Annotated in this window: 20 protein-coding genes and 4 pseudogenes; 10 read left to right on the forward strand and 14 right to left on the reverse strand. The window is 60.2% G+C overall.

Annotated features, from left to right (window positions below; all coding sequences use genetic code 11):
- Positions 1 to 19 precede the first annotated feature (19 nt).
- The 7 genes from H1204_RS12955 to H1204_RS12980 form a co-directional block, all read right to left on the reverse strand.
- Positions 20 to 2,167, reverse strand: coding sequence for a type II and III secretion system protein family protein (locus H1204_RS12955; protein WP_180728619.1), 2,148 nt, complete (start codon positions 2,165 to 2,167; stop codon positions 20 to 22).
- A gap of 98 nt (positions 2,168 to 2,265) precedes the next feature.
- Positions 2,266 to 3,111 carry a Flp pilus assembly protein CpaB gene (gene cpaB / locus H1204_RS12960; protein WP_180728620.1) on the reverse strand — a complete coding sequence of 282 codons (846 nt, stop codon included), beginning with the start codon at positions 3,109 to 3,111 and terminating at the stop codon, positions 2,266 to 2,268.
- A 62-nt stretch (positions 3,112 to 3,173) separates the two neighbouring features.
- Positions 3,174 to 4,601, reverse strand: coding sequence for an ATP-binding protein (locus H1204_RS12965; protein WP_180728621.1), 1,428 nt, complete (start codon positions 4,599 to 4,601; stop codon positions 3,174 to 3,176).
- Between the two features lie 133 nt (positions 4,602 to 4,734).
- A complete protein-coding gene (locus H1204_RS51315; protein WP_243468629.1) occupies positions 4,735 to 5,028 on the reverse strand; it encodes a hypothetical protein in 294 nt (97 codons plus the stop codon).
- Positions 5,029 to 5,033: 5 nt separating this feature from the next.
- Positions 5,034 to 5,282 carry a prepilin peptidase gene (locus tag H1204_RS51320; protein ID WP_243468492.1) on the reverse strand — a complete coding sequence of 83 codons (249 nt, stop codon included), beginning with the start codon at positions 5,280 to 5,282 and terminating at the stop codon, positions 5,034 to 5,036.
- 80 nt (positions 5,283 to 5,362) lie between these two features.
- Complete coding sequence (locus H1204_RS12975) at positions 5,363 to 5,551, reverse strand: Flp family type IVb pilin (RefSeq protein ID WP_180730955.1); 189 nt, start codon at positions 5,549 to 5,551, stop codon at positions 5,363 to 5,365.
- Positions 5,552 to 5,661: 110 nt separating this feature from the next.
- On the reverse strand, positions 5,662 to 5,844 hold the full coding sequence (locus H1204_RS12980) for a Flp family type IVb pilin (protein WP_180728622.1): 183 nt from the start codon (positions 5,842 to 5,844) through the stop codon (positions 5,662 to 5,664).
- A 1,583-nt stretch (positions 5,845 to 7,427) separates the two neighbouring features.
- On the opposite strand from H1204_RS12980, the pseudogene H1204_RS12985 reads away from it, so the two are divergent.
- The 3 genes and pseudogenes from H1204_RS12985 to H1204_RS12995 all read left to right on the forward strand — a co-directional run.
- Positions 7,428 to 7,586, forward strand: a pseudogene (locus tag H1204_RS12985) (glycosyltransferase); the annotation flags it as partial.
- 460 nt (positions 7,587 to 8,046) lie between these two features.
- A complete protein-coding gene (locus tag H1204_RS12990; RefSeq protein WP_180728623.1) occupies positions 8,047 to 8,634 on the forward strand; it encodes a hypothetical protein in 588 nt (195 codons plus the stop codon).
- 1,085 nt (positions 8,635 to 9,719) lie between these two features.
- Positions 9,720 to 10,091, forward strand: a complete 372-nt coding sequence (locus H1204_RS12995) for a hypothetical protein (RefSeq protein ID WP_180728624.1) — start codon at positions 9,720 to 9,722, stop codon at positions 10,089 to 10,091.
- 256 nt (positions 10,092 to 10,347) lie between these two features.
- Here the strand turns inward: H1204_RS12995 and H1204_RS13000 are convergent, their stop codons facing one another.
- Positions 10,348 to 11,073 carry a hypothetical protein gene (locus H1204_RS13000; RefSeq protein WP_180728625.1) on the reverse strand — a complete coding sequence of 242 codons (726 nt, stop codon included), beginning with the start codon at positions 11,071 to 11,073 and terminating at the stop codon, positions 10,348 to 10,350.
- Positions 11,074 to 11,465: 392 nt separating this feature from the next.
- On the opposite strand from H1204_RS13000, the gene H1204_RS52605 reads away from it, so the two are divergent.
- Positions 11,466 to 11,600 carry a hypothetical protein gene (locus H1204_RS52605; RefSeq protein WP_274608182.1) on the forward strand — a complete coding sequence of 45 codons (135 nt, stop codon included), beginning with the start codon at positions 11,466 to 11,468 and terminating at the stop codon, positions 11,598 to 11,600.
- 639 nt (positions 11,601 to 12,239) lie between these two features.
- On the opposite strand, the pseudogene H1204_RS13005 reads toward H1204_RS52605, so the two are convergent.
- Both H1204_RS13005 and H1204_RS13010 read right to left on the reverse strand, forming a co-directional pair.
- Positions 12,240 to 12,398, reverse strand: a pseudogene (locus H1204_RS13005) (transposase domain-containing protein); the annotation flags it as partial.
- 637 nt (positions 12,399 to 13,035) lie between these two features.
- Positions 13,036 to 14,166: an IS110 family transposase gene (locus tag H1204_RS13010; RefSeq protein ID WP_180728626.1), complete on the reverse strand. Its 1,131-nt coding sequence runs from the start codon at positions 14,164 to 14,166 to the stop codon at positions 13,036 to 13,038.
- 1,597 nt (positions 14,167 to 15,763) lie between these two features.
- On the opposite strand from H1204_RS13010, the gene H1204_RS13015 reads away from it, so the two are divergent.
- The 3 genes from H1204_RS13015 to H1204_RS13025 all read left to right on the forward strand — a co-directional run bounded on the left by H1204_RS13015 (position 15,764) and on the right by H1204_RS13025 (position 18,244).
- Positions 15,764 to 16,861: an integrase domain-containing protein gene (locus H1204_RS13015; RefSeq protein ID WP_180728627.1), complete on the forward strand. Its 1,098-nt coding sequence runs from the start codon at positions 15,764 to 15,766 to the stop codon at positions 16,859 to 16,861.
- Between the two features lie 63 nt (positions 16,862 to 16,924).
- Entirely contained in the window at positions 16,925 to 17,380 is a 456-nt protein-coding gene (locus H1204_RS13020) for a hypothetical protein (protein ID WP_180728628.1), read from the forward strand.
- A gap of 189 nt (positions 17,381 to 17,569) precedes the next feature.
- Positions 17,570 to 18,244 carry a hypothetical protein gene (locus H1204_RS13025; RefSeq protein ID WP_243468493.1) on the forward strand — a complete coding sequence of 225 codons (675 nt, stop codon included), beginning with the start codon at positions 17,570 to 17,572 and terminating at the stop codon, positions 18,242 to 18,244.
- Between the two features lie 842 nt (positions 18,245 to 19,086).
- Here the strand turns inward: H1204_RS13025 and H1204_RS13030 are convergent.
- A complete protein-coding gene (locus H1204_RS13030; RefSeq protein ID WP_180730956.1) occupies positions 19,087 to 20,343 on the reverse strand; it encodes an RNA-guided endonuclease TnpB family protein in 1,257 nt (418 codons plus the stop codon).
- A 45-nt stretch (positions 20,344 to 20,388) separates the two neighbouring features.
- Here H1204_RS13030 and tnpA point away from each other — a divergent pair, with 45 nt between their 5' ends.
- Positions 20,389 to 20,817, forward strand: coding sequence for an IS200/IS605 family transposase (gene tnpA, locus H1204_RS13035; protein WP_180728630.1), 429 nt, complete (start codon positions 20,389 to 20,391; stop codon positions 20,815 to 20,817).
- Between the two features lie 342 nt (positions 20,818 to 21,159).
- Here tnpA and H1204_RS52930 read toward each other — a convergent pair whose 3' ends face one another.
- A complete protein-coding gene (locus H1204_RS52930) occupies positions 21,160 to 21,276 on the reverse strand; it encodes an LrgB family protein (protein WP_346015744.1) in 117 nt (38 codons plus the stop codon).
- Between the two features lie 112 nt (positions 21,277 to 21,388).
- Positions 21,389 to 21,601, reverse strand: coding sequence for an LrgB family protein (locus tag H1204_RS51325; RefSeq protein WP_243468494.1), 213 nt, complete (start codon positions 21,599 to 21,601; stop codon positions 21,389 to 21,391).
- 37 nt (positions 21,602 to 21,638) lie between these two features.
- Here H1204_RS51325 and H1204_RS13045 point away from each other — a divergent pair.
- Positions 21,639 to 21,851: pseudogene (locus H1204_RS13045) on the forward strand (UDP-glucose 4-epimerase); the annotation flags it as partial.
- A 370-nt stretch (positions 21,852 to 22,221) separates the two neighbouring features.
- Here H1204_RS13045 and H1204_RS13050 read toward each other — a convergent pair.
- Positions 22,222 to 23,214, reverse strand: coding sequence for a DUF535 family protein (locus tag H1204_RS13050; protein WP_346015732.1), 993 nt, complete (start codon positions 23,212 to 23,214; stop codon positions 22,222 to 22,224).
- A gap of 1,214 nt (positions 23,215 to 24,428) precedes the next feature.
- On the opposite strand from H1204_RS13050, the pseudogene H1204_RS13055 reads away from it, so the two are divergent.
- Positions 24,429 to 25,953: pseudogene (locus H1204_RS13055) on the forward strand (mannose-1-phosphate guanylyltransferase/mannose-6-phosphate isomerase); the annotation flags it as partial.
- Between the last annotated feature and the right edge of the window lies 1 nt (position 25,954).

Genomic DNA, 25,954 nt, shown 5'->3' on the forward strand with positions numbered 1-25,954 from the left:
GAGATTCCCCTTCATCAGATCAGTGGTCCCGCGCCGGGCTCGACGCGTCGGCATTCAAGACGTCCTGTTGAGCTACGCGCGCGGCAATCCTTCGGGCGGCACTTTCGATGCGCGCCGCGTTCCCGTCCGTCGTCGAGCTCTGCGCCGAAGACTGGGCGGAGCCCAGCGTGTTTGCCGGGAGCCCGTCAGTGCCGGACGCCGACGGCTGCGCAGACGTGTCCGACGTGGGCTGCGGCTCGTTCGGCGGCACGACCGCTGCAACAGGCGCAGTAAGCGCCTGAGGCGTGGGTGTGGGTTGTTCCTGAGGTGCGGGAGCAGTTGCCTGGGGCACAGGAGCGGCTGCCTGAGGCGCGGGAGCAGCTGCTTCGGGCGCGGCCGCTGCCTGGACCGCAGGAACGGCTGCCTGGGGCACCGGAGCAGCTGGCTGGCGTGCCGGAGCGACTGCCTGGGGCGCAGGAGCAGACGACTGAGGCGCGGCGGGTGCCTGTGGCGCAGGAGCAGGAGCGGGCGACTGCGTCGGCTGCGCATCCGGCGAGGTGCCCACGGGCCTGCCTGGCGTCTTGCCGTGGTGACCTTCCATATTGCCCGTCGCATAGACTTCGGCCTCGTTCACGTGCGAGAAGCTGTCCGTCGGCAACGGATAGTTCGCGATCTGCATCGGCTTCACGAGGTGCGGCGTGATGACGAACACGAGTTCCGTCAAGTCCGCCTGGAAACTCGTGCTACGAAGCAACGCGCCGAGAACGGGCACTTCGCCCAGACCGGGAACGGCTTTCAGCGCGCCCGTCACGTTGTTGCTCAACAGCCCGCCGATTGCGAACGACTCGCCATCGCGCATCTGGACAACCGTCGACGCACGACGCGTGTTGATGAGCGGCAGGATCGAAACGCCCGACGAGCCGGAAGCCGATACCGTCACACCCGTGGGCGACAGCTCGGACACCTCAGGCGACACCTTCAGGCTGATCCGCCCTCCCGACAACACGGTCGGCGTGAACCTGAGCCCGACGCCGAACTCTTCCTCTTGCAGCGTGATGCTCGATACACCGTTGCCGCTGCTCTGCGGAATAGGAATGAAGATCTTGCCGCCCGAGAGGAACGTGGCTTCCTGGCCGCTGATCGTCACAAGGTTCGGCTCGGCGAGAATCTTGACGAGGTTGTCGGTCTTCTGCGCATCGACGGCGAGATTGAACGGACGGTTGTTGGCCTTGCTGACGGCCAGCGCGCTCGTCACGCCCGCGAGCAGGTTGCTCACCAGCGCCCCCGTCCAGGATCCGAAGCCGCCCTGGATGTTGACTGCCGCACCCAACTGGTTGATCAGCGACTTTGACACTTCGGCCACCTTGACTTCGAGCATCACCTGCTGCGGCGAGTCGACGGTCATCATGTTGATCACGGTGGCCGCATTGCTGTTGCTCGAACTCTGCTGACTCGAGCTCGACATCCCGTTGCCGTAATTCGCGGATGAGGCCTGCTTTTCCTGCGTCGGTTGCGAGTTCGCGAACGCCTGCGCGATCGTCATCGCCTGTTGCGCAGCGGGCGCACTCGACACGGCACCGGCCAGCACCAGGTTGCCGGCCGCCGTCGACGCACGGATGCCGCGCTCCTCGGGCATTAGCTGCGCGAGTGCCTGCTGCAAGCCATTCGCGTCCACATTGACGCTCACGTTGATCATCTGGCACGAGCCGCTCTTGCCTTGCACAATCATGTTGGTCGTGCCGACGGCCATCCCGACGACATAGAGCGTGCGGGGCGACACCAGCGCCGCCTGCGCGATCGTCGGATTGCCGAGCGTGCGGTTGCGCGCAGGCTCGAGCAGGGGCACGAGAACCGATTTGCCGACGGCCACGTTGACGGTCGATTCGTCACGGATCTCGCCCGTGCAGCTCGGGCCGCGCAAAGGTAAAGGTCCGTTTGCGACACCAGCGGCACCCGCGGCGCCGGCTGGTACCCCTCCCATCGCGACCGTCATGGGCATCCCACCGCGCCCCCCTGGCAAGGGCGGAGTCGCGCCGCGCGCCGCCATCGCCGGATAGCCGATCGCTTCCTGCGCCTGGACAGTCTGCGTCCCGACGAGCCCGAAGCAGAGAATCGCGGCGAGCGCCTTGCGGCCCAATGAGTAGCGGTCTGTGTTGCTACCGCGCGAGAACCCCGATTTCGTTTTCATTTGGTCATGCTCCCCTTACCCGATATCTGCAAGTCGACACTTGCGTTTATGCCTTGTTGTGCCTCGCCCGGCGCCCCCGACAGTGGCTGCGCAACCGGTTAGAAGCATTCGACACTGCCCATCACACCCGACAGGACGCCGATGCAGTCGCGCGGCGCGGCGGGACGCGCTGCGTAGTGCGTGCGCACGCGGTGTACGGGCGCCGAGGGTGCCGACGCAGCCACGGGCGCTTGCGTGCCGAGGAGGGTGAACTTCGTTGCGCCGTCCGTCGCCAGCGTGGCGGTGTCGACCTGATTGCGCAGCACGAGAGACAGCGTGCCGACGCTGCGCGCCAGATCAAGCTTCTCTGCCTGGTCGGGCGTGACTTCGAGCGTGACAGCATTGACGACTTTGGGCTTCGTCTCGTCGCGGCCGACTTCCTGCGCGACGGCCAGCACCAGGATCTTTTCGAGCACGATCTTGGAGATGCTGTCGTCCTTGTTCGAGCCCTTGCTGCTGGCGTTCTCCTGCTGCGTGCTCACGATGATGTCGACGTAGTTGCCAGGCAACGCGAAACCCGCCACGCCGATCACGTCGTTGACGCGCACGGTGATCGCGCGCCGCCCCTCTGAGATCACCGCCGACAGACCGCCCACCGTGCCAACGGGCGTGAGCTTGCCATCGAGGATCGGCTCGCCGCGCAGCACGCTGTTTTTCATCACGCGCCCGTCGAGTTTCTGCGCCTCGGTGAACGCGCCGGGCGGAACGCTGCCCGACGGCCAGTCGATCATCTTGATGAATTCAGGATTCAGTCGCTGTCCGAGATTGATGTCGACGGCCGCAACGGCGACCTTGGCCGTCATGCCCGACGATCGTTCCACCAGCCAACGCGATGCCATGGCCACTGCACCAAGGCCGGCCACCGCGGCGACCAGCAGCATCACTAAAGCGCGTATGTTCTTCATGTTGAGTCTCCCGAGACCTGACCTGTTTCCTGATTAGGGCTTCCGGCCGTTTAACCGGTCCATTAACCGGCCGCTGATTTTTTTGCGCCCCGCTCCGCGGCGCCTTGCTGTTGCGGCGGCGGGGCGTCGTGCTCGCCGGCGACCGCGAAATAGGCGTTCCACGCGCGCAGCAGATTCGTCGCATTTGCAACGGGTGGCTGATCCAGATACTTCGCGTTGGCCAGCACGATGCGCAGAACGTCGCCCGGATAGCAGGCAAGCAATGGCCGACCCGACGTCATGTGCAGGTGATGAACGAGGTATTCGAAGGCATCGTCGTCCGAAACGACGGCGAGATCTTCGCAGCGGCGCTGGTACACGGCGCGATACTCCGCGACGTCGAGCGCGCCGACATACAGCTTGCAGCCGAGGCGCCGGAAGAAGGCCTCGTCGCCCAGATCCCCCGGCGCGAAGTTGCTCGAAAACGCGACCCAGACGTCGAACGGAAGCGAGAAGCGCAGGCCCGTATGCAAGGTCAGCATGTCGCGGCCGCGGTCGAACGGCACGATCCAGCGATTGAGTAGTTCAGCCGGCTCAACACGCTGACGGCCAAGGTCGTCGACCACATACAGACCGCCGTTGGCTTTCACGTGCGGCGGCGCCTGATAGAAGCCGCTTGACGCGTCGTAGCGCAACTCGAGCATGTCGAGTGTCAGTTCGCCGCCCGACACGACCGTCGGCCGGCGGCAAAGCTGCCAGCGAGCATCGGTGGGCGCGGCCAGCACGGAGTCCTTCGCAGCGCTCGTGACGGGCTCGTGGATCAGTGGATCGAAAATCTGGATCACCTCGTTCTCGACCGCGATTGCGTAGGGCACGGCGACACGGCCGGGCAACAGCCTGCCCAATCGCTCGGCCAGCGAAGTTTTTCCGCTTCCCGGCGGGCCGAAGAAGATCACCGGCTTGCCGCTGTTCACCGCGCCACCGATATCGTCGAGCAACGTCGTCCTCACGATCAGGCCGGCGAAGGCCGCGCGCACCTGGTTGCGTGTTACGTGCATCCGGCGCACCGATTGCCGCTGCAGCATCGCTTCATACGATGCGAGCGACACGGGCGCCGGACCAACGTACCGGCAGCGGCTCATGAATTCGGATGCGCGCTGGCGGCCGCCTTCCGTCAGTTGCAGTTCGACATCGAGGTCGGTGGCGCCGCGCCGGACGATTTCGAGAATCCGTTCCCGCACGCCAAACGACACGACGCTATCGAGCACAACAGCGCCCAGCTTGAGCCGCTGCATCAGTTGGGACAGCGACACCTTGCCCATCACGAATGTGGATTTGGCAACGAGTTCAAGAAGCAGGTTCTGGTCGAGGCCCGTTTCGGCGATGGTCCGCGGCGCGCGCTCCAGCATGCCCGCGTCGGCATGCTCCCCGTCGGCGCGTGCGCGGCTTGCGTCATGCAAGCGCGTCACGTCGGCCGACGCCTGCGGCGCCGTCTGTTGTTCGTCTATCACGTTGTACCCCCGTGGGGTCCCCTGGACCCGCGTATTGTGCGAAAGGTCTGTTACCTGCTTCGTGCTGCCCCTCGACGTGGGCTCTCTTCCTGATGTGAATCTTTTATGCGAATCCTTTGTGTATCCCCGCTCGTCAGACGATGCCGTGTCCCGCGCGCAGGATCATGATGCTCAACGTACCCATCGCAATGGCCACGCCGTAAGGCAGTGAACCGACGGAGGGCAATGCGGCGCCCTTTCCTTCTTCGACCATCCCGCCGTCCTGACCGCCCTTCGAATGCAGGATCGCCAGCATGTTGGCCCCTGCCGATTTCAACGAGCGCTTGAACAAGATGACTGCGAGCGCCCAGATGCCACCCAGGGTGCAAGTCACCAGCACAATCTCGAACGCCAGCTCCGGCCCGACGAACGCGCCCACCATCGCCATCAGCTTCACGTCGCCCGCCCCATGCCGCGCAGCAGATAGAGCGGAAAAAACAGGCAACCACCCGTCAGTAGACCGAGCCCCCACGACGTGTACCCCTGAGCCGCACCTTGCAGCCACCACTGCAACGCGAGCGCCAGCGTCAGCCCCATCACCACCAGCCAGTTAGGAATGCGGCGCGAATGCAGATCCCAACCCGCTGCCACCGCCAGCAAAAGCAGCAGACAGATGCCGACTGGAAATTCGAAAGCGTTCATGTCGTTTCCCCCGTTTATGCTGCGGCATACTCACGTCGACCCGCGATGATGGGTCCTTGCGTGTTGCGTGGCTTGCTTTTTTAAGGCACCACGACGGCGCCGAACCAGTTACCGATGCCGGTGAAAAACAGGCCGAGTTGTCCGCCCAAGGCTGTCGCGCCAGTGATAATGCTGATAGCGAGCAGGCCTGCGAGCAGGCCATATTCAATCGACGTAACACCGTCCTCTTCATGCGCGAAGGCATGGGCCAGGTCGAGTTCTCCATTCATCACTTTTCCCCCAAAGGCGCTTGTTTTTTTCACCCTTCCCTCGCGTGGCGATGGCGAGGCTGCCAAGCGTGAAAACCCGGCAGCCCTCGCCATGCAAGTTGCGTCGCTTGCTACGCTGCGTTGCCCAGCGTGGTCGAAATGTTGGTGAACATGGTATTGAGGTTGGTGCCGACAAGCGTTGCGCCACCGATAATGGCCACCGCGATCAACGCAGCCAGCAGGCCATATTCGATCGCCGTCACACCATCTTCTTCACAGGCAAAGGCACGGATCAGGTCGAGAGTTTTCTGCATTTTGAAGCTCCTTAAAAAAAGTTGTTTTACTCAGGTACGCTAAACATGCCCGCTGCGGGACCGAGCATTGGTGAAGGCTGCAACTGCACAGCCGGTTTTGGCCGGGACTACCGGTTCGGTGCTGAAGCACGTCGTTATGATTCGCCGCGCCCCAGCCCGCCCCTCCCCAACGCCACTTACTTGCGAAACTGCAACAACGGTCCGGCGTGTCGTCGCAGTTCCTTGACCTTCGCCACTATCGACAGTCGAAACCGCCAAGTGTCGAAGTCTTCCGGCGCCGCAGAACCGCCCCCCGTCAGTGTCCTGCCGCGCCCGAAACCCGGGATGCGTCTACCGCCAAAGCAACGCGTCACCGTTGCGGGCATCTATAGCCAGAACGGTGCCATGTACGCCGAAAGCCTTGCTGGGATTAGTTCATTCAGCCAAAAGAACGATGTCTCGATCCAACTATGCTGGAGAATGTTTCATAAGTGATAATTTGCGGGGTGGGAGCGTTCGTGGTTCGCGCAGACACGAATGTGAGGAGGCGAACAGAAAATGTATGAGGAAACCGTCACGTGGAATTGGGCGCAATGGCCCATCCCAAGGTAATTCAAGGCACCGCAAGACATGCCCAACTATCGGGAGCATGGACTCGTCACAACAAAATCCGCGTAATCGCGAGGCGCCTGAACGTCACAAATTGTTACACATCCGAAACACGAATTTACCGGTAAAAAGCCCGCCGGAAACTCTCAAGCGCGAGAACGACCGGTAGAAACTACTCGGCCGAGACCGAGAAAGTTCCTTCATATGGCTGATTTGGCTAGGTTTAGACTGATGAATACCCTAATTTTTGGACTCACCTGCGCTACCCGGGCGTCACCGTCACATTCCGTTACAACCATGAAACATCAGTGGTAATCATTGCTTGTCCGGACGGAAGGCTCGCGATGGAGCGCGGCGAATTTGCTGGAGCGTCGACCGTCCGCCGCTTCGCTTCCCGGTATCCGGAAGAAACCGATGGCTCGACCGACAAAGCGCGGGCGGGCGGCATGATGCGGTTCCTGGTGCAACGTCGGTTCACTACGAAGCTTGGGAGATCACGATTGTGTGGCTCGCTCCCAATCTGCCGGCGGCGTCTCTAAGCGGCTCTCGGATTGGCCCATCGGAATTTCTTGCCGTCGATATCCACGGCTTTGTTGTTACTTGGACAGTCGGTTCCTGATGGCCGCTGTCGCTAGCGTCGCGCCTGCGTCTGGCAGGATAGACAGCAGGCCATCGAGACGGGCGACGATGGCCGGAGTCTTGATACGCTGCGCCGGGAATAGGACTGACTTTGCAAAAGTCGATTCGGCACGAGACGAGGAACTGCTTCCGCAGGAATCGGCAGCACGCACGTGCGCCATGCTGTCCCCCTTTAAGACCCATAAACGGAATCGCCCTCGGCGCGCCAACCACCGTGCCCTGCGTGCGCTGGAGGATCTAAGAGCATTACAACGAGGCATTCCGATGTTGCTGCTGAACTTAGCACTGTGCACTCCGTGTTGTTACCGCTTTAGATAATCACAAGTCCAACACAAGCTAATAACGGGGATCACATCATGTCCGCCAGGACCGCCAAGCAGCTCATTTCGCTCGTTGTGCCGCTCTACAACGAAAGCGATGTCATTCAGCGTTTTTTTGCGTGTGTCACTCCGCTACTCGAAGCGATCGATAGCATTCGCTTCGAAAGCGTGTTCGTCAACGACGGCAGCGGCGACGGTCGATAGGTGGCACATTGGAACAAGTCATTTCTCGACACACCAGGGCTGTCGCTTCCTGGCACTGGCCGCCGTTTTGGATGATTGCTGCTTTGATTGGCTACGTGATCGTCACCCCGAGTCCTGGGAGACGGCGACACCTACTGGCACATCGGTGCAGGAACGTGGATCCTGGAAAACGGCGCGATACCGCACACGGATCCGTTTTCCTACACAGCTGCGGGGGCACCGTGGGTCGCGTTCGAATGGCTCTCCGAAATGCTCATGGCGCTTACCTATAAAGCCGGTGGTCGGAACGGGATAGTCACGCTTTATGGTGCCGCGACCGCGTTGACGTTTGCTCTGCTGGCCCGTCACCTGACGCCCTGGCTCGATTCGGTGGGGGTTCTGGTCGTATTTGTTTGTGCTGCGGTGTGCGTTGCACCGAGCCTTCTGACGCGACCGCATATCTCGGCTTTTGATGCTGCTCGGGCTTATTCATATGGCCCTTCAGCACAGTCGACACCAGATGGTCGCGGGTGTAGTAGGCGCCGTGGTCCTCGCCGAGCCCCTTGCGCGTGCATTTCATGGGAAAGACAAACCGGTCGCGCCGCTTCGCCGTCGTGCGGCGCAATGGGTTTTCGGCGCAATTGCCTGCGTGCTCGTTGTGACTGCAATTCGCGTTATGCATCCGATTGTGCGAACCGACAGCCCAGTGTCGCCGATCACGGCACTGGAGCATGTACCCAAAGAACTTCTGACGGAGCCGGTCTTCAATAGCTACGAATTCGGCGGTTATCTGATTTTCAAAAGAGTTAAACCCTTTATCGATGGTCGCGCCGACCTCTATGGCGACGATTTCGTCTCCGCTTACCTTGCAGCGTCGGCGCCTGACCGCACCGCGTTTGAACGGCTAGTGACGAAATATCAGATCCGATGGACAATCCTCCATGCCGGCAGCGCCGTTGCGGACATGATTGATGCGCTGCCCGACTGGCGTCGAATTTATGCGGATGACCAGGCAGTGGTCTACGTCCGTACAGTGGCGAGCCGCACGGTTGCCGACTAGCAGCGTCGACGATTGAAACCTGCTGTGGCCGAGGGCAGACGCCTTGATGATCTGGCTTGCGGCACTCCACTGACACAACCGACGCCACAGATGCCCGCAGGTACTCAACACCCCGAACGGCACGCCCGGGACGCTATGGGGTCGGACGACCAATTGGTGGGGTTCTTGAAAAGGATTACTGCGCGAGGCCTATGTCCCGCGCTGCACACCGTTGGTTGCGGTTGTGTTGTCGGTCTCGTGCGCGACGGGAGATAACCCGGCGTGAAGCACGCTCGAAGAGCCGTCGCTGGAGATGAATCTCGAGCGTGCTGACAGCTCGCGCAAGCTGCGCCGGATCACTTTCAGCTTCCTGGCTGCATTTCTGAATCACTTCATCTCCGCGGTTTCGACAAAAACCGTCACTACGTGAATCATGGCTCATGATCGTGCGTGGTTGTCGTTCCCTGGCACGCTCCGGGCCGTCCTTGCATTCCATTATTAAGCGATCACCGCAATAGCTCTTGTACGAACGTCAACCTCCCACTGACAGCCCAACCGTGCGGCTTGCCGGTCCAGGCCAGGTACGCAGCGGCTGCGCACGAGATGAGGTGTGGGGCGCGAGTGGGTGTCGACTTTCGACAATGGCTTGACCACGCGGCGCAACAATGCAAGAGTGGTAACGCACGATAATAATGTAACGACCGAGCACGTGGACCTACTAGTTTGGACGCTACTCATTCACTATCGTTTGCAGCATTGCGCATTGTGTGATAGACGCTGAAGAACGACCGCTTGCCGACTACCTTGAACTATCCGGTTTCTATTCGCGATTCAGGGCTGGTTGCCGGTACGCTGGTCGGAACTGTCTCAGTTGCTTTCCAGATCACACTACCGGTACCTCGCGGCATCCAGCCATCCGGGCCGTAGCTTCACCTGAACGAGTATCCGTAGTTGGGCTGGCGGTGTCCGAAGCATAGAGAAAGCAGGCCGTCTGAACGCGGGCGGCGACAAGATGGGAATGGACAAATGCAGTTGGTGCCCCAAGGACCGGGATAGGCCACTCTGCCGGAAGGGGCGCGCGAATCTAATATCACACGGGGGCGACCATGCTGAAATCACTGGTGACCACAATTGCGCTGTGCGCGATGGGCGCGGCACATGCCGAATGCTTCAGGGATGGCTCGCCTGTCACATTGCAGGGCACGGCATCTGCGCAGACGCTGACTTTGGCGAATGGCTCGGTCAAAACGGTCTCAGTTCTTGACCTGACCGCGCCGATTTGTGCGATTGAAAATGTAGATCCGAAGGACTTGATTCAAAACACCCAGATTAGCCGGATTCAGGTGATCGGAGTTCCGCCCCCATTGGGCGTGCTCATCGAGCTAACGGGCAGTCTGAGCACTGGCAACTTTACGCAGTACGACGCCGTGTCGACAGCAATAACGGTTGCGAAGGGCCGGCGCATCAGGTCCGACTGACGCGACCATGAGGCCGACAACGCCGGCGCGGACGCAGTCTTAACATACCGGAAGGCCGAATTGGTGCGCTCGTCTGCTTTGCCCTTGAAGTGGCATCGTCGACGATGATTGACAAGCTGGGCGTCCGCCCGCCGCAGGATGGCGCGTATTTTGGCGCGCAGAAATATCCGTCAGGGCAGTCCAGTCTATAGCGGACACGCGCGTCATTGCGCTTTCACGTTAATGCGGCTGTGCAAAAGGCCCTGTCGAACGGCATTTACCACACTCGAAAAGCCCGCGGCGCGCGGGCTTTTTCCATCCGTACCGGCGTTATGACGGAGTTACCCCGTCCTCGCGTCGCGTTCAGACGCGCGCTCTCCTGGGCGCTCATGGCAATGACCAATCCGTTGTCCAAGGTGTCCCAAACCGCGGTATCCCAAAGGCCCCTCATGATAACAACCGCCCCCCCTGGTCGCTTCCAGTCCGCGTCGATGGCCTTGTACTTCGCTCCCGTCCTGTATTGCACGGCTTGCGTGTGTTCATCGGAAGGCCTGCCGAATCTGGATTTGAGCAACCCATAAATCCGGTCTTGATCAACTGTGCCGAACGTGTGCATTTCGATGCTTTGAACTACTCCATTTCTAATGCTTACAACTGCATTCCGACTGATATCGGGCGCATTCGATTTGGGCCAACTGATGGTCACGTTCTCTGTATCGGCGACAGCCGAGCCAATCAGTTGATGATTCTGGTGCGCAAAACAGGGATTAGGCGCTTCAAGGTCGTACGACTGGCCCGTGGGATAATCGTTAGCCATATCAGGTAATACAGCTTTGGTTGGGCACTCTGGAAAGCTCAACGGCTTAAGTAGCACAATCCCGTTAAGCCCGGTAACCGTGGGCCTTTCAACAGGCGCTTGCGCCTGCGCCAAAGGCACGATGCTGCCGAACAGGATGCCGACGAAGAGTCCACTAAAGCGTGCTTTAACACGATTTGCTTGCATATGCCTTCCCCCGTGTGTTGCGCGATTGCGCTTCCATTGGCCACTCAAGGTGGCAGACATCGGTGACATTCTTTTATTGCTGATCACCTCGTCATCACGTGGGCCGGATTTTCTTCCGATTGAGGGCAACCTTCCGTGTGTCAACGCACTAAACGCCGAATTTGTCTTTGCCCTGCCGATCATGCGCCGCGCGCCACCTGGCACACGCTAAGCCCCCGCCTAGATCACATCCCAATTTACGATTGAGCGCTCTGCGCATGTGGGAACATACGCCCTGAATGTCCATGTGTGAGGTACCGTACGGCAGCAAAAGATTGCCACGTGGATACTTTCACAAACAATATGTGTTCGACCATCACAAATCCCCGGGGGAAGTGAAAATGGGAGGCAGGATGAGCGACGATCTTACGATGGGTTTGATAGCACTGGCTCTGATTGGCGGTGTGTGCTATTTCGCAACCGAAACAATGGGTGTAACGGATCTGTTGATCCAACAGGTCAGGAGCCTGCTGCATAGCCTGTTCTGAGTGGGGGCCCTTTCCTGAAGTTTTACGTCGCCCTACCGTTCGTCAAGTTGCTAGCGTCGGCCGCGCCCAGCAGCATTAGGCGCGCGCGCCCGTGTCTTGCGCAAGCGCAGCAACGCGCGCCACTCATGCCCATGTTGGGCGTCGACAGTTTTCGCGTCCGCCAGCCGGACTTCACAGTTGACGCTCTACACCGGTCAGATCTTGGGCCCTGGAATCTGCGACAGTTCGAGCAAGCCGGTCTGTCCAGGGATACGAGGCGGTATCCCTCTGCACGAGTCAAGTGAACGGGAACATCACACGGGCCGTCACGCTCGTATAGCGGTAGCCATCTCCGCCGCCCACGAAACCCGCAGCATGGTTGTTGGTCGTTTCCAGGGCCATCTTTGGGCAAGATGAAACGACACAACGCTCCAAAAGATAGCGAGCAAAAACGATATCGTAAATTTGACTTTGACCAGGATGTACCAGCGAGACCTGACGTGGTTCGATGACGAAGGTCCGGCGTCGCGCGATGTCGTCTCCCCGTTCGACGAATCGCTATCAATATGTTCGATGTTTCTCACTTGCGAACGGCCAGAAATGGAGTAGATATCGCCTGTATATCCTAAGCGCGCAGCAAACCCATATTTACGAGTCGGGCTAGCCGACTATCAAAGTTGGCTGCCAGCGATGCGGCAGCAATGCCGAGATGTCGCAGGCCTTATGGGTCGGCAGCCGCGTGAGGACGTCTTTCAGGTAGGCGTGCGGTTCGTGCCCGTTAAGTTGTGCCGAACGTATCAGGCTCATGATGGCGGCAGCGATGAAATGCTCGCCAAAGGAGACACCAAAGCATTCATTCGGAGTGGCAGCCGCGCCCATGCGACGGCTCTTACGCGCAAGCAACTCGACGTAGCAGGCAAGATTGCGAACAAGCGGAAGAAAAGAAAGCCCAGAAAGTTGCTGCGCGTCATCCGTACAAGAGGTCATCTCAGCGTCAACTCACGCTCTAACCATTGTTTTATGACGATGCCGAGCGTTCTAGAAACTGAGTGCCGCCAAGCCAATGATTGACCGATTCCGCGGCCATTAATATATGCATCGACGATTTGAGTACGGATTCAGGCGAACAACGTCAGTGCGTTCCTGAACGTTTCCGCAGTCTTCCAGGCTGATATGACTTCTGGTGTCAACATGATCGGTTCTGTGTTTTCAATGTTTGAATTTCCTGAGGGCGACGTAGCAGTAAATCTCGACGGTGGATCAAGCTGATATCCGCGGATTGGCTACCGCATTACAGATGTCCGCCCAATGAGCCTTCCGCTACCTACCACCGCAAGTCGGATGAGATCCGTTGCCTACCCTGGTCGCGGGTTACTCGTGTGCCGGGCTACGCCGCCTTCAGGAAACTCCTGCACGTGTCGTTACGGTGGATGCAGACGCAGGGCATTGCTGTGCATCACGGCATCTGTGTCTCGCGCGGTATGGCCAGCGACAAGGAGAGCCGGCAGATGTCCCAGATGAATCCGCTGAGTTCACGGGCAACTGCGACTACGGCGATATTCTTCTGCTTGCCGCGCGCAACGAGTTTGCGATAGCGTCGGCATAAGCGCACCTGTGCGTCCCAGGCTCGATCTACAATCGGTTTAGGCAAACCTTCGTGACGACGCTGAATATCGGGGCTCACACGCGCAGGGTGGCGATAGCTCCATGCAGCTTCAACTAACAGCTTTCTTGCATAACTGTTGCCGCTTTTAGTGATGCTGCCCTGACGACGCTTGCCGCCCGATGAGTGCTCGGAGGGCGTCACCCCGAGCCACGCCATCAACTGGCGTGGGTGCACGAAGCGTGAGAGATCGCCCAGCTCGGCGAGCATGCCCACTGCCGTGGTGAACTGGACACCGCGCATCGCCTGCAGGCCCAGGGCGGCGGGATAGAAGCGCCAGTTAACGACTGCCTCACGCAGCGCAGACTCCAGCCGGTCACATTGTGCGAGCCGGTCTTCGATCGCGCGACGTAGCTCTTCAAACGCAAACTGCTGCCACGCACTGTCGAAGCTATATGCGCTCAGCCAGCGTCGGTGCGCGGGCCCCCAGTTGGCAGAGCCGGTGTAGCGCACGCCGTGCGAAAGCAGAAAGGCTTTTACCCGTTGCCGTGCACGCTTGAGGTCGTCCTTGGCAATCACCCATGCGCGAGCCAGATCCCGGAATGCTTCATCGTCGACGCTGGGGACGTATACGGCCGACAGGTCGCCGGCACGCAGCGATCGGACGAGCTTGACGGCATCACGTCGGTCAGTCTTGATGTGCTCACCTGGCTTGCGGGGAATCAGCGACGGTGCGCACACCATGCACTCGAATCCCTTCTGGATGAGCTTCCTGTAAAGCCCGTACCCGCAGGGGCCTGCCTCATAGACGACGCGTATGTGGCGCGCCTTGGACTGCAGTCGTTTGCACAACCGCTCCACGTCGGCCTGCGTAGTACCGATCTTGCCGAGCAGTTCAACCTCGCCCGCTCCAAGGGCATAGGCGACCGTGATCGAATCCTTATGAACATCAAGACCCACGTAAAGGGTGCTATCGTCTTCCATGCTGGCCTCCGCGTCGGAAATCGCCGGGTGCGGTACGTCCGCACCGTGCGGCTCTGGCAGTCATGCTAACCCGCGATTGATTCCTTCGCGGCGGGCCAGCCTCTGTCCCGCAGGAAGTCATACTGCCTACAAAGGTTTGCGGCGCCATCATCGACAAACACGGCGGCAGCCTGTCCCACGCGCGGGTTGAGTCCACCTCTCGTCTGTACGTCACCTCTGGCGCTACCGAACTATTGCATCACGGTCGCAAGGTCGCGAGCCATGCTTGTGCTGTTCGCGTCGGCGGATAAACGAGACCCGTCCGATCGGTCTATGCATAGACGATCACCCATCGCCCAACGGCTGTCAAATTGACAGACGAAGGCGCACGCCATGAGCGCGCGGAAAGGAACTTGACTTCCGGCCAAGATCCATGTTTAATCGTCTGAAGTTTCCGGTTTTACGTGCGACACGCACTCTCGTGTCCGGGCAGTCCCAACGTAAGGGACATCGACTAGCAGTGTCTGGGGGCGTCAGTTAACGTAACCGGCTGCGACCAGCACACCGTAGGGCATCACGATGGGGCGCGAGTCTCGGGATGCAACTGCCCAATATCGCTGTGCTGCTTTGATGGCAAGGGCTCCGATGTGAGCCGGTTGAATTTCGCCTTGACGAAGTTCAGTTCGGCTGCACACATCGCGCCAACGCATTGCATTGACCTGTCCGTTAAAGGACTCACGCTGTCAGTCATCTCCACTGACGGAGTAGGAATATTTGAAATCTCCCGCGTTCTTTGGGCGCGGGCGAAGGTGACTAGTCACGTCTTGTGCTCCGCAGGCGTGGCAAAGCTTTTGTCTGGGCTAATGTCCAGGGAAGCAGTGCTTAAAGCCGGCCTATCGGTTGTCCGTGCTGTTCTTGCCCGTTGCAGGAGCAAAATGCTCCCGCTCAGGACGTGTCGCTCCACGCGCGTATTTGCCTCCTCCACGCGCGAAGGCACCATGCAAGCATTTCCCCAAAAGGAAGGTACCTACCCCAAGGCATGACGTACATCCCGGCATAGCCGGCATTATCGGCGTGCCTCGATTTTCCGCTTGCAGGCGGTAGGCGTTTTCCCATACCCATTGAAACGGTCGATCTCATCGATCGTTCCGGTCTGCGTCGCGCCATTCTGGCGCACATCAATCCTTTCACTCGCCACCACGCGCGATATCGGGTGTGACGTTGTCACCCGGTTGCCCTCCCACATCGTGCCCGCTCTTGCGCGGGCCGTCATCGCCCCCGTGCTGCAAGCACGCGACTTCGGTTGGACATCGAACGCGCCGCCATGCGTCGCGTGGTGTCCATGTCGACCTCGGGCTCCAACTTCCAAGTACGCAGACCCCTTCCACCGGTGCCACCCGGGGACCCTCAGCTAAACAGCCTCTGCTCATTTACCTGCACGACTGCCTGCCAGCAGATCGACGCCGCGCCCTCGTTCGACCTGCCCATTTTGAATCACGTGTCCTGTGAAGACACGTCGCCATCGCAAACCGATGGCAACAGGGTGCCCTCTTCGCGTGTCTCGCCCGCGAACGAGGTCAAGTACGAGCGAGAGAACTGGCCATAGGAAAGGAGTGCCATGGGTCTGAGGTCACGCGGCGTCAACCACGCCGCACAGATGAGCCGAGAAGCAGGCGGAAGCAAGGACTCGCAAAAACACCGTCGCTTGCATTGGAGCGAATTCGCTCGTTTTGCAGCAAGGATTGGACACACATTGGGCGCAGTCGATGAAGCGGAGGACTGGATGCTCGAGTTTTTTGTCTGGTTCCTGGTTGCGGGGGCGATGAAGCCTGGCACGCTCGCAAACTATCGGGCGTCGCTCTCGGTGATACAGGGTGCTGCCGGACTGGATATATCCCACTCAATCCGCAGCCGGGCCCTCCAGCTTGAGCGACGGGACCGGCATGGCAAGCACCGTGCTCGCACGCCGCAGGAGTTCAGCGAACTGCTCGCCGCGGCACAAAAGCTCGATGACGGTGTCGTGCACGTGATTCGCCTGATGCGTTGGCTGGGACTTCGCATGCGCGAAGCACTCATGTGCGGCAAGTCACTGGAAACCTGGCGAGAACTGATCCTGCAGGGAAATCGACGTCTGCCCATCGAACGCGGCGCCAAGAACGGGCGTCCGCGTCGTACCGAGGTGCTTGAGGATCACGTCGAGGAAACGCTCGACGCGATCAACGCAGCGCTGGCGTTCTGCCGCACTCGCGACTTTGAACTGATCACCGGCTGCAACGATGACCTCAAAAGTGCAAAGGCCCGCCTGAAGTCCCGCTTTGACCAATTGCCGATGCGCAAAGAGCTCGGAAGTCACAGCCTGAGATTTACCTATGCAGTCGATTTTGGCAATGCCGCACTCGATCGGGGGATGCCACCCGTTGAGGTACTGACCCAGCTATCGGACCGCCTTGGGCACGGTCCGTCACGCGTGAAGATGATTCTCGAAGTTTACTGCTGGCAGATCCGGCACCGGTTTCCCGAAAAGATGCAGTTACCCAGCGACTTCGTACCATTGGAGAAAACGACCAAAAGAAACCGCTCAATGCCTGCAATGGCCAGCGCGGGCGACCGGGCGCAGCTAGGCAATGGTGCCGAACATAGGCGTCGACGGTCGGCGCGCGGACGCCGCGCCCAGACGAATCACGCGAGGTTTCAGCGCGAACGCAATTTTCAATAATTAGCATTACAAATCGACTAACCACCCACCACGATCCATCTGTCTATAGGAGGTAAACAAGAAGTGTTGGAATCCAGACTCTCAGAGGAAGCTCGCATTGCGCTATCCCGGTACAGCAGCGACAAAGCAGCCCAGACACTGCTGCCGTTATGGCTCCAGTTCGAAGCTTTTTTGCAAACGCGCGGCACGTTGCCATCTTCCATCCCTGACATTCCGGAGGAATCGCTTCGCGCGTACGCGACGTCTCTCGATTACCAGGATTGCCACGTCGATGACGCCCTTGTCGCTCTGAGCGCCGTGCTTCTCGTGTGCCTGCACGCGGGCTACAACGCCAAGGTCTTCCGCTCCATCGTAATCCCGCGCATTCGTCGCCCCGTCCAGAACCGCCAATGGGATGCATTCCGCCTTCGAACGTACCAACCGCTCGAATACTCGCAACTCGCCAGAAGTCGCAGACGCAGGACCAAGCTCGGAGCGTGCGCCAGCGAGCCAGCTGGCATCGAAGACTCCGTCACATAAGAAGCAACGCACTTAACGCATTCGATACCTTCACTAACAACCCTTGCAGGAACGACAATGACTCATCTGATTGTGGCTCACTTTCAAAGCTCGAACAGCGCAGCGCAAGCATCGGCGGCGCAAATCCTTCACGCGCAGATGGGAGGTTTGCTCCTGAAGCCCGGCCCGCTCGATGGACACGGTGAGCACGTGAACAACAACACACGTCTGACAGAAAGCGAAAATGCGCTTCAGGATCACTACTGCACGATGATGACTTCCCCGCGCGGAGGCATCATCGACGTCCCGACTGAGCATCGGAACGCCATGGTCGCGTTTATTCAGTTGAGGCGTCACGTTCTTACCGAACTGAAAACGATCATTGTCTCGGTGTCACCGGACACTGCGTCACAGCAGGCCGCCGTAGAAACGCTTACCGCGATTTGCGCGGCGGGCGTGGTTCCGGCCTGCATCCGGATTCTCGCTACCGACGTTCCGGCAGACGCCCGGCTTGACGACTTCGACCCGCCAGTCGTTGAATACGCCCGTGAGGCCCAAATCATGGTAACGCCCGAGGCTGTGCTCCCGATGTCAACATCTTTCGCGAAGGCTCAACAATTCAAGATGCCGATCGCCGCTGTCTTGAACCGCGCGGTCGATTTCGAAACGGAATTGACCTCGGCGCGGGTCAATGGCGCGCCTGAAAAAATCGTGCATGCGCTCGCTCATAAGGTAATCGCGCAGCGCGATCTGCTGGGCACTGCTGATGCGTTCAAACGCGTCGCCGGCACGCTAGGCTTACCGTGCATTTCGCAGGACGAGTGGCGTGCCGAATGCGCACCAACTGCGAACCGTAAGCGCGCGAGGACAGAGGCGCTCGATTAAGGCCTTTTGATACGCCTCCGGGTAACGAAGCTGCAAGGCGGATTAACGGCCCACTTCCACTCAAGGTCCGTTGATCCGCGCGACTACTCGGCCTCCCGTCGCCGGTGGCGCGCCGAACGCGCTGCCGGGCTTACAAGCACAACGGTGAGCGAGGGAATATCGTCCACCTTGTCGGCGGCAGTCATGGCGATCATATTGTGGCCGGTTGTGACCGCTATTCATTAGGATATCTACTTATGTTAAAAAATCGTCGATGCACTACCGCTTCAGCCACGAATTCAAGTTGATCCCCTGTGCGCCGGTCCCAGGCCAGACCACAACAAGGGCAGCTTCTCGTGGCATACCAACCGGCATCTCGCCAGCACCGGCCGCAGCAAACCAGCTTTGTCACCGGTGCGGGGACGCGAGAGAGCGCAAGGCAACCCCAACGTCCTCCAGCGTAACGGTACTTGAGCCGTCACGCAGATACCGAAGCGCAGCAAGATCAAGGATTCGTTTCAATACGGCATCCGCATCCGAGAGAAAACGATCCTGCAATGCGTTGGCTACACAGTCAGCGGTGTGGCGGGAGATTGGGAAGGCCTCGCCCGACATCGTTCTGAGTTTCGTACGGACATAGGAGGCGATCCAGGTGTCCCGTCCGTCGGCGCGTCCCACCACGCAGGTGCGGCGATTGGAGCAACGCGCCGCTCGCCCGAGCCGTTTCTCTTTTATGGATGCGGCAATCGTGTCTTTCCGGGCACATTGCTGTCCGCGTGTTCCGTGCGCAAGCGTCTCAACACTGCATTGGCATGCGGCACACATGGGACTCTGGTCACGCTGGCACGTGGGTGGGTGCTTCATCACTCGTCATTTGGCATCCTCCCCGCCCTAAATTTGGCGAGGATTCCTACGGGTGCGCGAGCACCTTCGGCGGGTTCCTGCTTCGTCGAGCGGCCTGACTGCGCCATCCCTCCATAGGCAATCACGGCATGTCCTGCCGCCAAAATGTTGAGCGCCCCAACGTGATCGGCATTGTCCTCGTGCCCGCACGATACGCAGGCGAACAGCGCTTGCGTCTTGCGGTTGTCTGCCGAGACATGCCCGCAGCACGAACAGGTGCGACTCGTGTTCTTCGGGTCTACGGCCACGAAGTAGCCGCCGCGCCATGCCACCTTGTATTCGAGTTGGCGGCGGAACTCGCCCCAGCCCTGATCCAGGATGGACTTGTTTAGGCCAGACTTAGCGCGGACGTTGCGCCCTGGCGCTTCTGCGCTGCCCTTTGCTGATTTGGACATGTTGCGCACCTGCAAGTCTTCGACGGCGACCATTGCGTGGTTTTTGCTGATCGTGTTCGATGCCTTATGCAGGAAGTCGTTGCGGGCGTTGGCGATACGCGCATGAATGCGCTGCACACGAGCCTTTGCCTTCTTCCAGTTGCTGCTGCCTTTGACCTTGCGGGCCATCCGGCGCTGATACTTCGCGAGCCGCTGCTCGTGCTTACGGAAACTGGCGAGCGGCGCGATAAACGATCCGTCGCTCAGCGTGGCGAAGCGGGCCACACCAACGTCGATACCGACTGCTGGGCCTTGCGGAACCGGCTGCGCTACCTCGCGCTTCGTGAGGATCGACACGTACCACTTGCCCGCGCGCAGAGATACCGTCGCGCTGCGGACCTCGCCGAGCACGACGCGGCTATTGCGGTAGCGGAGATATCCGAGCTTCGGCAGCGAAATGCGGCCGTTCTCGCGGTCGAGCTTAATCTGCTTCTGGTCAGGGTAGCGGAACGAGTCGCGCTCGCCCTTGCGCTTGAAGCGCGGGAAGTCTGCGCGCTTGACGAAGAAGTTTTGAAAGGCGCGATCGAGGTCAAGGATGGACTCGTCGCACGGGTGGCGAGGGGAATCCGCAAGCCACGGCGTCTCCGCGCTGTTGCGCCAGCCGGTGAACAGTTTCTTCATCGCGAACTTCCCGATGAACTTCCCGCCGTCCTCGTGATTCTCTCTCTGGACTGCCAGCGCCTTGTTATAGACGAACCGGCACGCGCCGGCGAACTGGCGCATCTTGCGCGTCTGCTCGCCGGTCGGCATGAGTTCGAATTGGAAGGCTTGAAGGAGTTCCATGTGCAAGACCATAATTGGCCTTCGAAAACTTGTAAAGGATAATTTATGGGTCGCCCACGTAAGATAGACGACGATATACGGCACGGCAGGCACTGCGTGTTTTTGATACACGCACACTTGGTCTTTGTAACAAGATACAGGCGCGGCGTATTCACGAAAGAAATTCTGAACGACTTGCGGATGGTGTTCGCGAGTGTGTGTACGGACTTCGAATCTGAGTTGGTCGAGTTTGACGGCGAGGACGACCACGTACACCTGCTCGTGAACTATCCCCCGAAGGTCGGGGTCTCTGCGCTCGTGAATAGCCTGAAGGGTGTTTCGAGTCGGATGATCCGGCAGAAGAACTATCCGAGCATCCGCAGGAAGCTATCGGGCGGTGCGCTATGGTCGCCGTCCTACTTTGCAGGTAGCTGCGGCGGTGCGCCCATCGAGGTCGTGCGCCAGTACATTGAACAGCAGCGCACGCCGCACTGAGGCCGTATAAGGGACGGCTACGCCGTCCGCGCTATCCTTCCTCCCCCTGAAGAAGGGCCCTGAAGGGAGAGGGTTGCCGTGCGCCCGCTCAAAAGACTGCGACGTGACGCCCAGGCAGGACGGACTACGCGCGGACGATCGCCAGTGGCCCACCGCCGTCGAATTGAGAGACCAGGTGCGCGTCGGGAAACGGCGTCGCATTGAAGCGCGACGCTTTGCCTCCACTACTCCCCAATCGCCGTGACGCGCAGCAACCACCCCGTTCACGGATGATGCGCTGCCGCTCACCGGGTCCTTTCGTGCGCCATGGACTCACCACCGCCCGCGCGCCGCGCAACCTCGTCAAGCGCACGATGCGCCAAGACTCCAGCGCGCTGTCACGGCGCCGAACACCCCCGTTGAAATCACGAGCGCGGCAGTGAGCGAGGGAGCGCCGCCCACCTTCTGGGCGACGACCATGGCAATGAGCGTCGTGTCCACTTCAGCGCAAGCGACACAAGGGTTTAATGCGAGGCGCAGAAGAGCTTGGCATTGCCCGCCGCCGAGACGCTCATCCTGAGCGAGGCGGCCACTAGACCGCAGAGGGGCGAAAGCGTGCCGCCCTTGAACTTGTCCCACTACCGCCACAGACGCAACGGAAGTGCAACGTTGCGGGCCCGAACAGGAAGTGGACGAACTCCGCGCCATCAGAACAGATGCGATACGGCGTCCCGGTAATCTTCAGCGCGGCAAAGACGATCGTCACCGCGATCAGCACCAGGTTGGCAATCGGATTGTGCTTCACGCGCGTATAAATGCTCAGCGCGATCAGATAGGCGATGACCGTGACCGACGTCGTGAAGGCGTTCGAGAAGGCTTCGGGCAAACCCGTACCTTACGAGATCGTCACGCGCCGCCCCGGCGATGTCGCGCAGTGCTTTGCGAACCCGGCGAAGGCGCTCGACATGATCGGCTGGCAGGCGCAATACGGCATCGAGCGCATGTGCGCCGATCATTGGCGCTGGCAGGCGCAGAATCCGCGCGGATTCGAGTAACGCGTTCGGTCACCGGGGGATACTCGCCATCGCGCCAGTCCCCCCACACCTGCATTCTCGATGGGCAGTCCACGCCAGACTTAGGGCGAAGGAAGCAACCGGCCCTACCCGACCCACTTCCGCCATTATCATTCCGCTGGGTATAGACGGCAGCAATCGGGCGCACATTGGACATCGGGAGAGGAGTCGCCTGGCACGCGATTCTTCAATCTTCCCTTGCCGGCGTGAGCGCCCGATTGATGACTTTTGCTTGTCGGGGGGCCCTGCCATGGGAGTTCGATGGCGACGATCCTCGTTCATCTTCTCCCCCGGAACTTCTTCGCGGGTATCCGATTACCAGAACCTCGAGCGGTCCATGATGACATGGCAGTCACGCGGGTTCCGCGTCACAATGATTAGTTGCGAGAGCAACAGCAAATTCCGGCAGATGGTCGTCGGCCTTCGCGTGACTCAGATAAGGCGGCTTAACGTCTGTAGCCAGACCCGCGTCGACTGCCCGATCGATCTGCGCTAGCAAATCCGCAATCAGCATCTGCCGCCTGCGAAATGCAGCACGCCGGTTTGACGGAACCTCGCTGATGTCGCGGTGATATGGGCGAAGCGGCAGCACGAACCGCCCATCGACCTCAACGCCACCTGATTCACGCCAGAAACCGTCATAGTCCGCGCTAAACTGAACCGCCGTTGCGGCGGAAACGTGCGTCTTCTTGGTCACTCCAGTGAGCGCTTCTACTCTCGCTATCCTGCAGAATTCGCCAACGGCTTCCATCACAGCGGCCTTCGGTCGCAAGCCATGGCATGCGCGCGTAGCCTCGCGCACCCGCTCTCGGTCCGCACCGGCTGGCCCTTGCAGGCCCCCGATCAACGCGCCCCGTTTCCCTGATTCGGGATGCCTTTCGAAGCTGACGGTCGCCCACGCAAGATCGACGTGCTCGAACGCGTCGCGCCAGGCGACGGTAAGCAACCCTTCGCGCCAGCAGCGTACCGGCTCGCTCGCAACGAGCGCGTACCTTCCGCTTGATGCCAATGTCACGTATTCCGAATTCAGGTAAAGTCTGCGCACCAGATCTTCACCGAACACCTCCCGAACGACTCGAAAATGATCGCACAGCAGCTCGGCGCGCGCGTATGCAGGCATATCGGCCTGGGCAAAGCAATGAAAGGGACGTTCGAGAAAGCGCCGGTTGCGGGCAGCAATATCCGCAAGCAGAGAGTTCGTCGTCAATGCCTTCAACCAGATGCGAGCTGCAAACGGATTGAGCAGTGCGTACATCAGTACGCGGACCTGCCGAAAAACGTCACGGGGAGTTCGGACAGGAATAGACCTGGACAGCAGGCGGCAAATTTCAGAGATTGACATCATTGACCACGATGTGACGGTATTTCCATTCGCAACTCGAGTGCATCCGAATGTCGACCCCGCATTGGCAAATAGAACCGCCCGGACAATTACATCGCATTCCTAATCGACCGCGGCGAAACCTGACCTTTGTTGTACGACAAGCGCATTCACGCGTGGGATTTAAAACCAGTCCTTCGGGCAGCTCATGCGGACATTCTTACGTTGATTTGACTGGGCACGCCGGATTGCACGACATTTTTAAACGTAACGTGAGATTACAGGATATTTCTTTTGACGCCTAGCGCCAGGCGAAACATCGTAAGTGCCGAATTTGAAAACGGAAGCGCATCATCAACAGACGAGGTTGGACGGCTATCAGCTTGGTCTCGCGGGCTCCCCGGCGGGGAACGCAAAAGCGGAAACCGCGCTCGCGCACACCCAGGCAGGTTAAGAGGCACTCGCCTGCGGGGCCGCATCATCTCGGCACGACAGCCAATGCTGCGCTTACGATGCCCCGACCTGCGCGACGCTTACGCCACAAAATCGGGAACTGACACGCAGCGCACGCGAAAAAACCTTGGGAATCGATGTGCGTTCTCCAAAATCGGTTCCACTGTGAAACTGGCGCTGCCCTTGTCCCTGACACTCATGTATGCGGGCCTTTGTTCTCGATCTCGTTCCGGCAATCGCAATCCGTCCGACGGGTCGTAAATTCCCGCCTCCACGAATGTTTCCGTCCAAGGCAATGCGCATATGTGCTACCGACTGGCATTGGCGGAGGCCGGTTCGGCAAGACTTCGAGCGCGATTTACCGGGGGCACACGCCTCGTGCACCGCGCCCGGATGCACGCGGGCCGCTCGTGCGCACCGGTGGCAGGCAAGCTGACATGCCTCGACTGTTCCGGCGACCTTCGAGCCTTGTATCAAACGCACGGATAATGCGCGCGCACGTGTCGCATCCGGCGTAGGCCTTCTCCCGGTCACGTACCGACGATTCAGAGAGCGGCTTCATGTACTGGCAGCGTGGCAGCCGCACTGCAAGTGCACTGACGACCAGCCGGGCGAGCAAGCTAGATCTGCCCGGATCCCATGAATCCTTGATCTGACTCAGGCTTATCGGGCATCTGGCTGGTTTTTGTGCCCCGACGCACAGAAATCCGGCGTGACGCTTCGTTCAATGGCCAGACATAATGGCACCGTGTCATCCACCCTGACCCGGCGTGATGGGAGAAACGATGAACGTCATTGCAGAAGCGGCCGCGCAAGATATCCTCGATCATGAGACTCACCTTGCCTGCGTCATCCAGCCCGTCGTCCTGGCGGGCGGTTCCGGGACGCGCCTGTGGCCGCTGTCGCGCGAGCAATGCCCGAAATAGCTGATCGGCCTGACGAGCGAGGAATCGCTGCTCGAAGCGACGCTGCGCAGAACTCAGGGCCTGCGCGCGCCGACCCACGAGCATCCCGCGCCGCATATCGTCAGAACACAGCCGACACTCGTCGTCTGTAGCGAGGAACTGAAGCTGCCGACCAAGGAGCGGCTCGAACGCTGCGCATGCGAATCGGGTGTCGTGCTGGAGCCCGCGCCGCGCAACACGGCACCCGCGCTGACGATTGCCGCGCTTACAGCGCTCGCGGATGCGCCGTACGGCGAAGACCCGATTCTCGTCGTGATGCCCGCCGATCATCTGATCACCGACGACGCCGCCTTCGTCGACACGCTGCAGCAGGCCATCCAGCACGCGCTACGCGATGCGATCGTCACGCTCGGCGTGCCGCCCGAGCGCGCGGAAACGGGCTACGGCTACATCAAGACCGGCCTGCCCGCCGATGGGCGCGGCGCGCGCAGCATCGAGCGCTTCGTCGAAAAGCCCGCGCAGGAAACGGCGGAACAATACGTCGCCTCGGGCGATTACTGGTGGAACAGCGGCGTGTTCGTGATGCGCACGTCGGTGTGGCTCGCGGCGATCACGGCGGCCGGCCGGAAATCGCCGCGGCGTGCCGCGCGTCGTACGAACATGCGAGCATCGCGAGCGACGGTTCGCTGCAACTCGATCGCGCTGCCTTCGCCGCCTGTCCGAGCGATTCGATCGACTACGCGGTGATGGAACACATCGGCGACGATCCGAAGCTGATGGGCATCATCGTGCCGCTGACCGCCGGCTGGTCTGACGTCGGCGCGTGGGACGCCGTCTGGAACATCAGCGCGAAGGACGCCGCTGGCAACGTCGCGCGGGGCCGCGCGCTGCTCGAAGGCACGAGCGACACGTATGCACATTCGGAAGGACCGCTGGTTGCGTGCGTCGGTGTGACGGGCGTCGTGGTGGTCGAAACGGCCGACGCTGTGCTCGTCGCCGCGAAAGACCGCGTGCAGGACGTCAAGGCGATCGTCAACCGCCTGAACGCGGCGAAGAATACGGAAGCGAAGGTGCGTCGAAAGGTGGAGCGGCCGTGGGGCTGCTACGACTCGATTGATCACGGCGCTTCCAGGTCAAGCGGATCGTCGTGAAGCCGGGCGGACGGCTGTCGCTGCAGATGCATCATCATCGTGCCGAACACTGGATTGTCGTGCGCGGCACGGCGCGCGTGACGCGCGGCGACGAATCGTTTCTGCTGACCGAAAACCAGTCGACGTATATCCCGCTTGGTACGCTGCACCGGCTGGAGAATCCGGGAAAGACGCCGCTCGAACTCATCGAGGTGCAATCGGGCAGCTATCTCGGCGAGGACGATATCGTGCGCTTCGACGATCAGTACGGGCGCA

The sequence above is a fragment of the Paraburkholderia sp. PGU19 genome (assembly GCF_013426915.1).
Lineage (GTDB): Bacteria > Pseudomonadota > Gammaproteobacteria > Burkholderiales > Burkholderiaceae > Paraburkholderia.

Excerpts from the sequence above, each read along its gene's own strand:
- H1204_RS12975 (WP_180730955.1), bottom strand. The coding sequence starts at position 5,551 with ATGAATGGAGAACTCGACCTGGCCCATGCCTTCGCGCATGAAGAGGAC.
- tnpA (WP_180728630.1), top strand. The coding sequence starts at position 20,389 with ATGGGTCGCCCACGTAAGATAGACGACGATATACGGCACGGCAGGCAC.
- H1204_RS13050 (WP_346015732.1), bottom strand. The coding sequence starts at position 23,214 with ATGATGTCAATCTCTGAAATTTGCCGCCTGCTGTCCAGGTCTATTCCT.
- H1204_RS52605 (WP_274608182.1), top strand. The coding sequence starts at position 11,466 with ATGAGCGACGATCTTACGATGGGTTTGATAGCACTGGCTCTGATTGGC.
- H1204_RS12990 (WP_180728623.1), top strand. The coding sequence starts at position 8,047 with ATGCTGCTCGGGCTTATTCATATGGCCCTTCAGCACAGTCGACACCAG.
- H1204_RS12995 (WP_180728624.1), top strand. The coding sequence starts at position 9,720 with ATGCTGAAATCACTGGTGACCACAATTGCGCTGTGCGCGATGGGCGCG.
- H1204_RS13015 (WP_180728627.1), top strand. The coding sequence starts at position 15,764 with ATGGGTCTGAGGTCACGCGGCGTCAACCACGCCGCACAGATGAGCCGA.
- H1204_RS12955 (WP_180728619.1), bottom strand. The coding sequence starts at position 2,167 with ATGAAAACGAAATCGGGGTTCTCGCGCGGTAGCAACACAGACCGCTAC.
- H1204_RS13000 (WP_180728625.1), bottom strand. The coding sequence starts at position 11,073 with ATGCAAGCAAATCGTGTTAAAGCACGCTTTAGTGGACTCTTCGTCGGC.
- H1204_RS13030 (WP_180730956.1), bottom strand. The coding sequence starts at position 20,343 with ATGGAACTCCTTCAAGCCTTCCAATTCGAACTCATGCCGACCGGCGAG.
- H1204_RS13010 (WP_180728626.1), bottom strand. The coding sequence starts at position 14,166 with ATGGAAGACGATAGCACCCTTTACGTGGGTCTTGATGTTCATAAGGAT.
- H1204_RS51315 (WP_243468629.1), bottom strand. The coding sequence starts at position 5,028 with ATGGCGATGGTGGGCGCGTTCGTCGGGCCGGAGCTGGCGTTCGAGATT.
- H1204_RS12980 (WP_180728622.1), bottom strand. The coding sequence starts at position 5,844 with ATGCAGAAAACTCTCGACCTGATCCGTGCCTTTGCCTGTGAAGAAGAT.
- H1204_RS51320 (WP_243468492.1), bottom strand. The coding sequence starts at position 5,282 with ATGAACGCTTTCGAATTTCCAGTCGGCATCTGTCTGCTGCTTTTGCTG.
- cpaB (WP_180728620.1), bottom strand. The coding sequence starts at position 3,111 with ATGAAGAACATACGCGCTTTAGTGATGCTGCTGGTCGCCGCGGTGGCC.
- H1204_RS52930 (WP_346015744.1), bottom strand. The coding sequence starts at position 21,276 with ATGGTCGTCGCCCAGAAGGTGGGCGGCGCTCCCTCGCTCACTGCCGCG.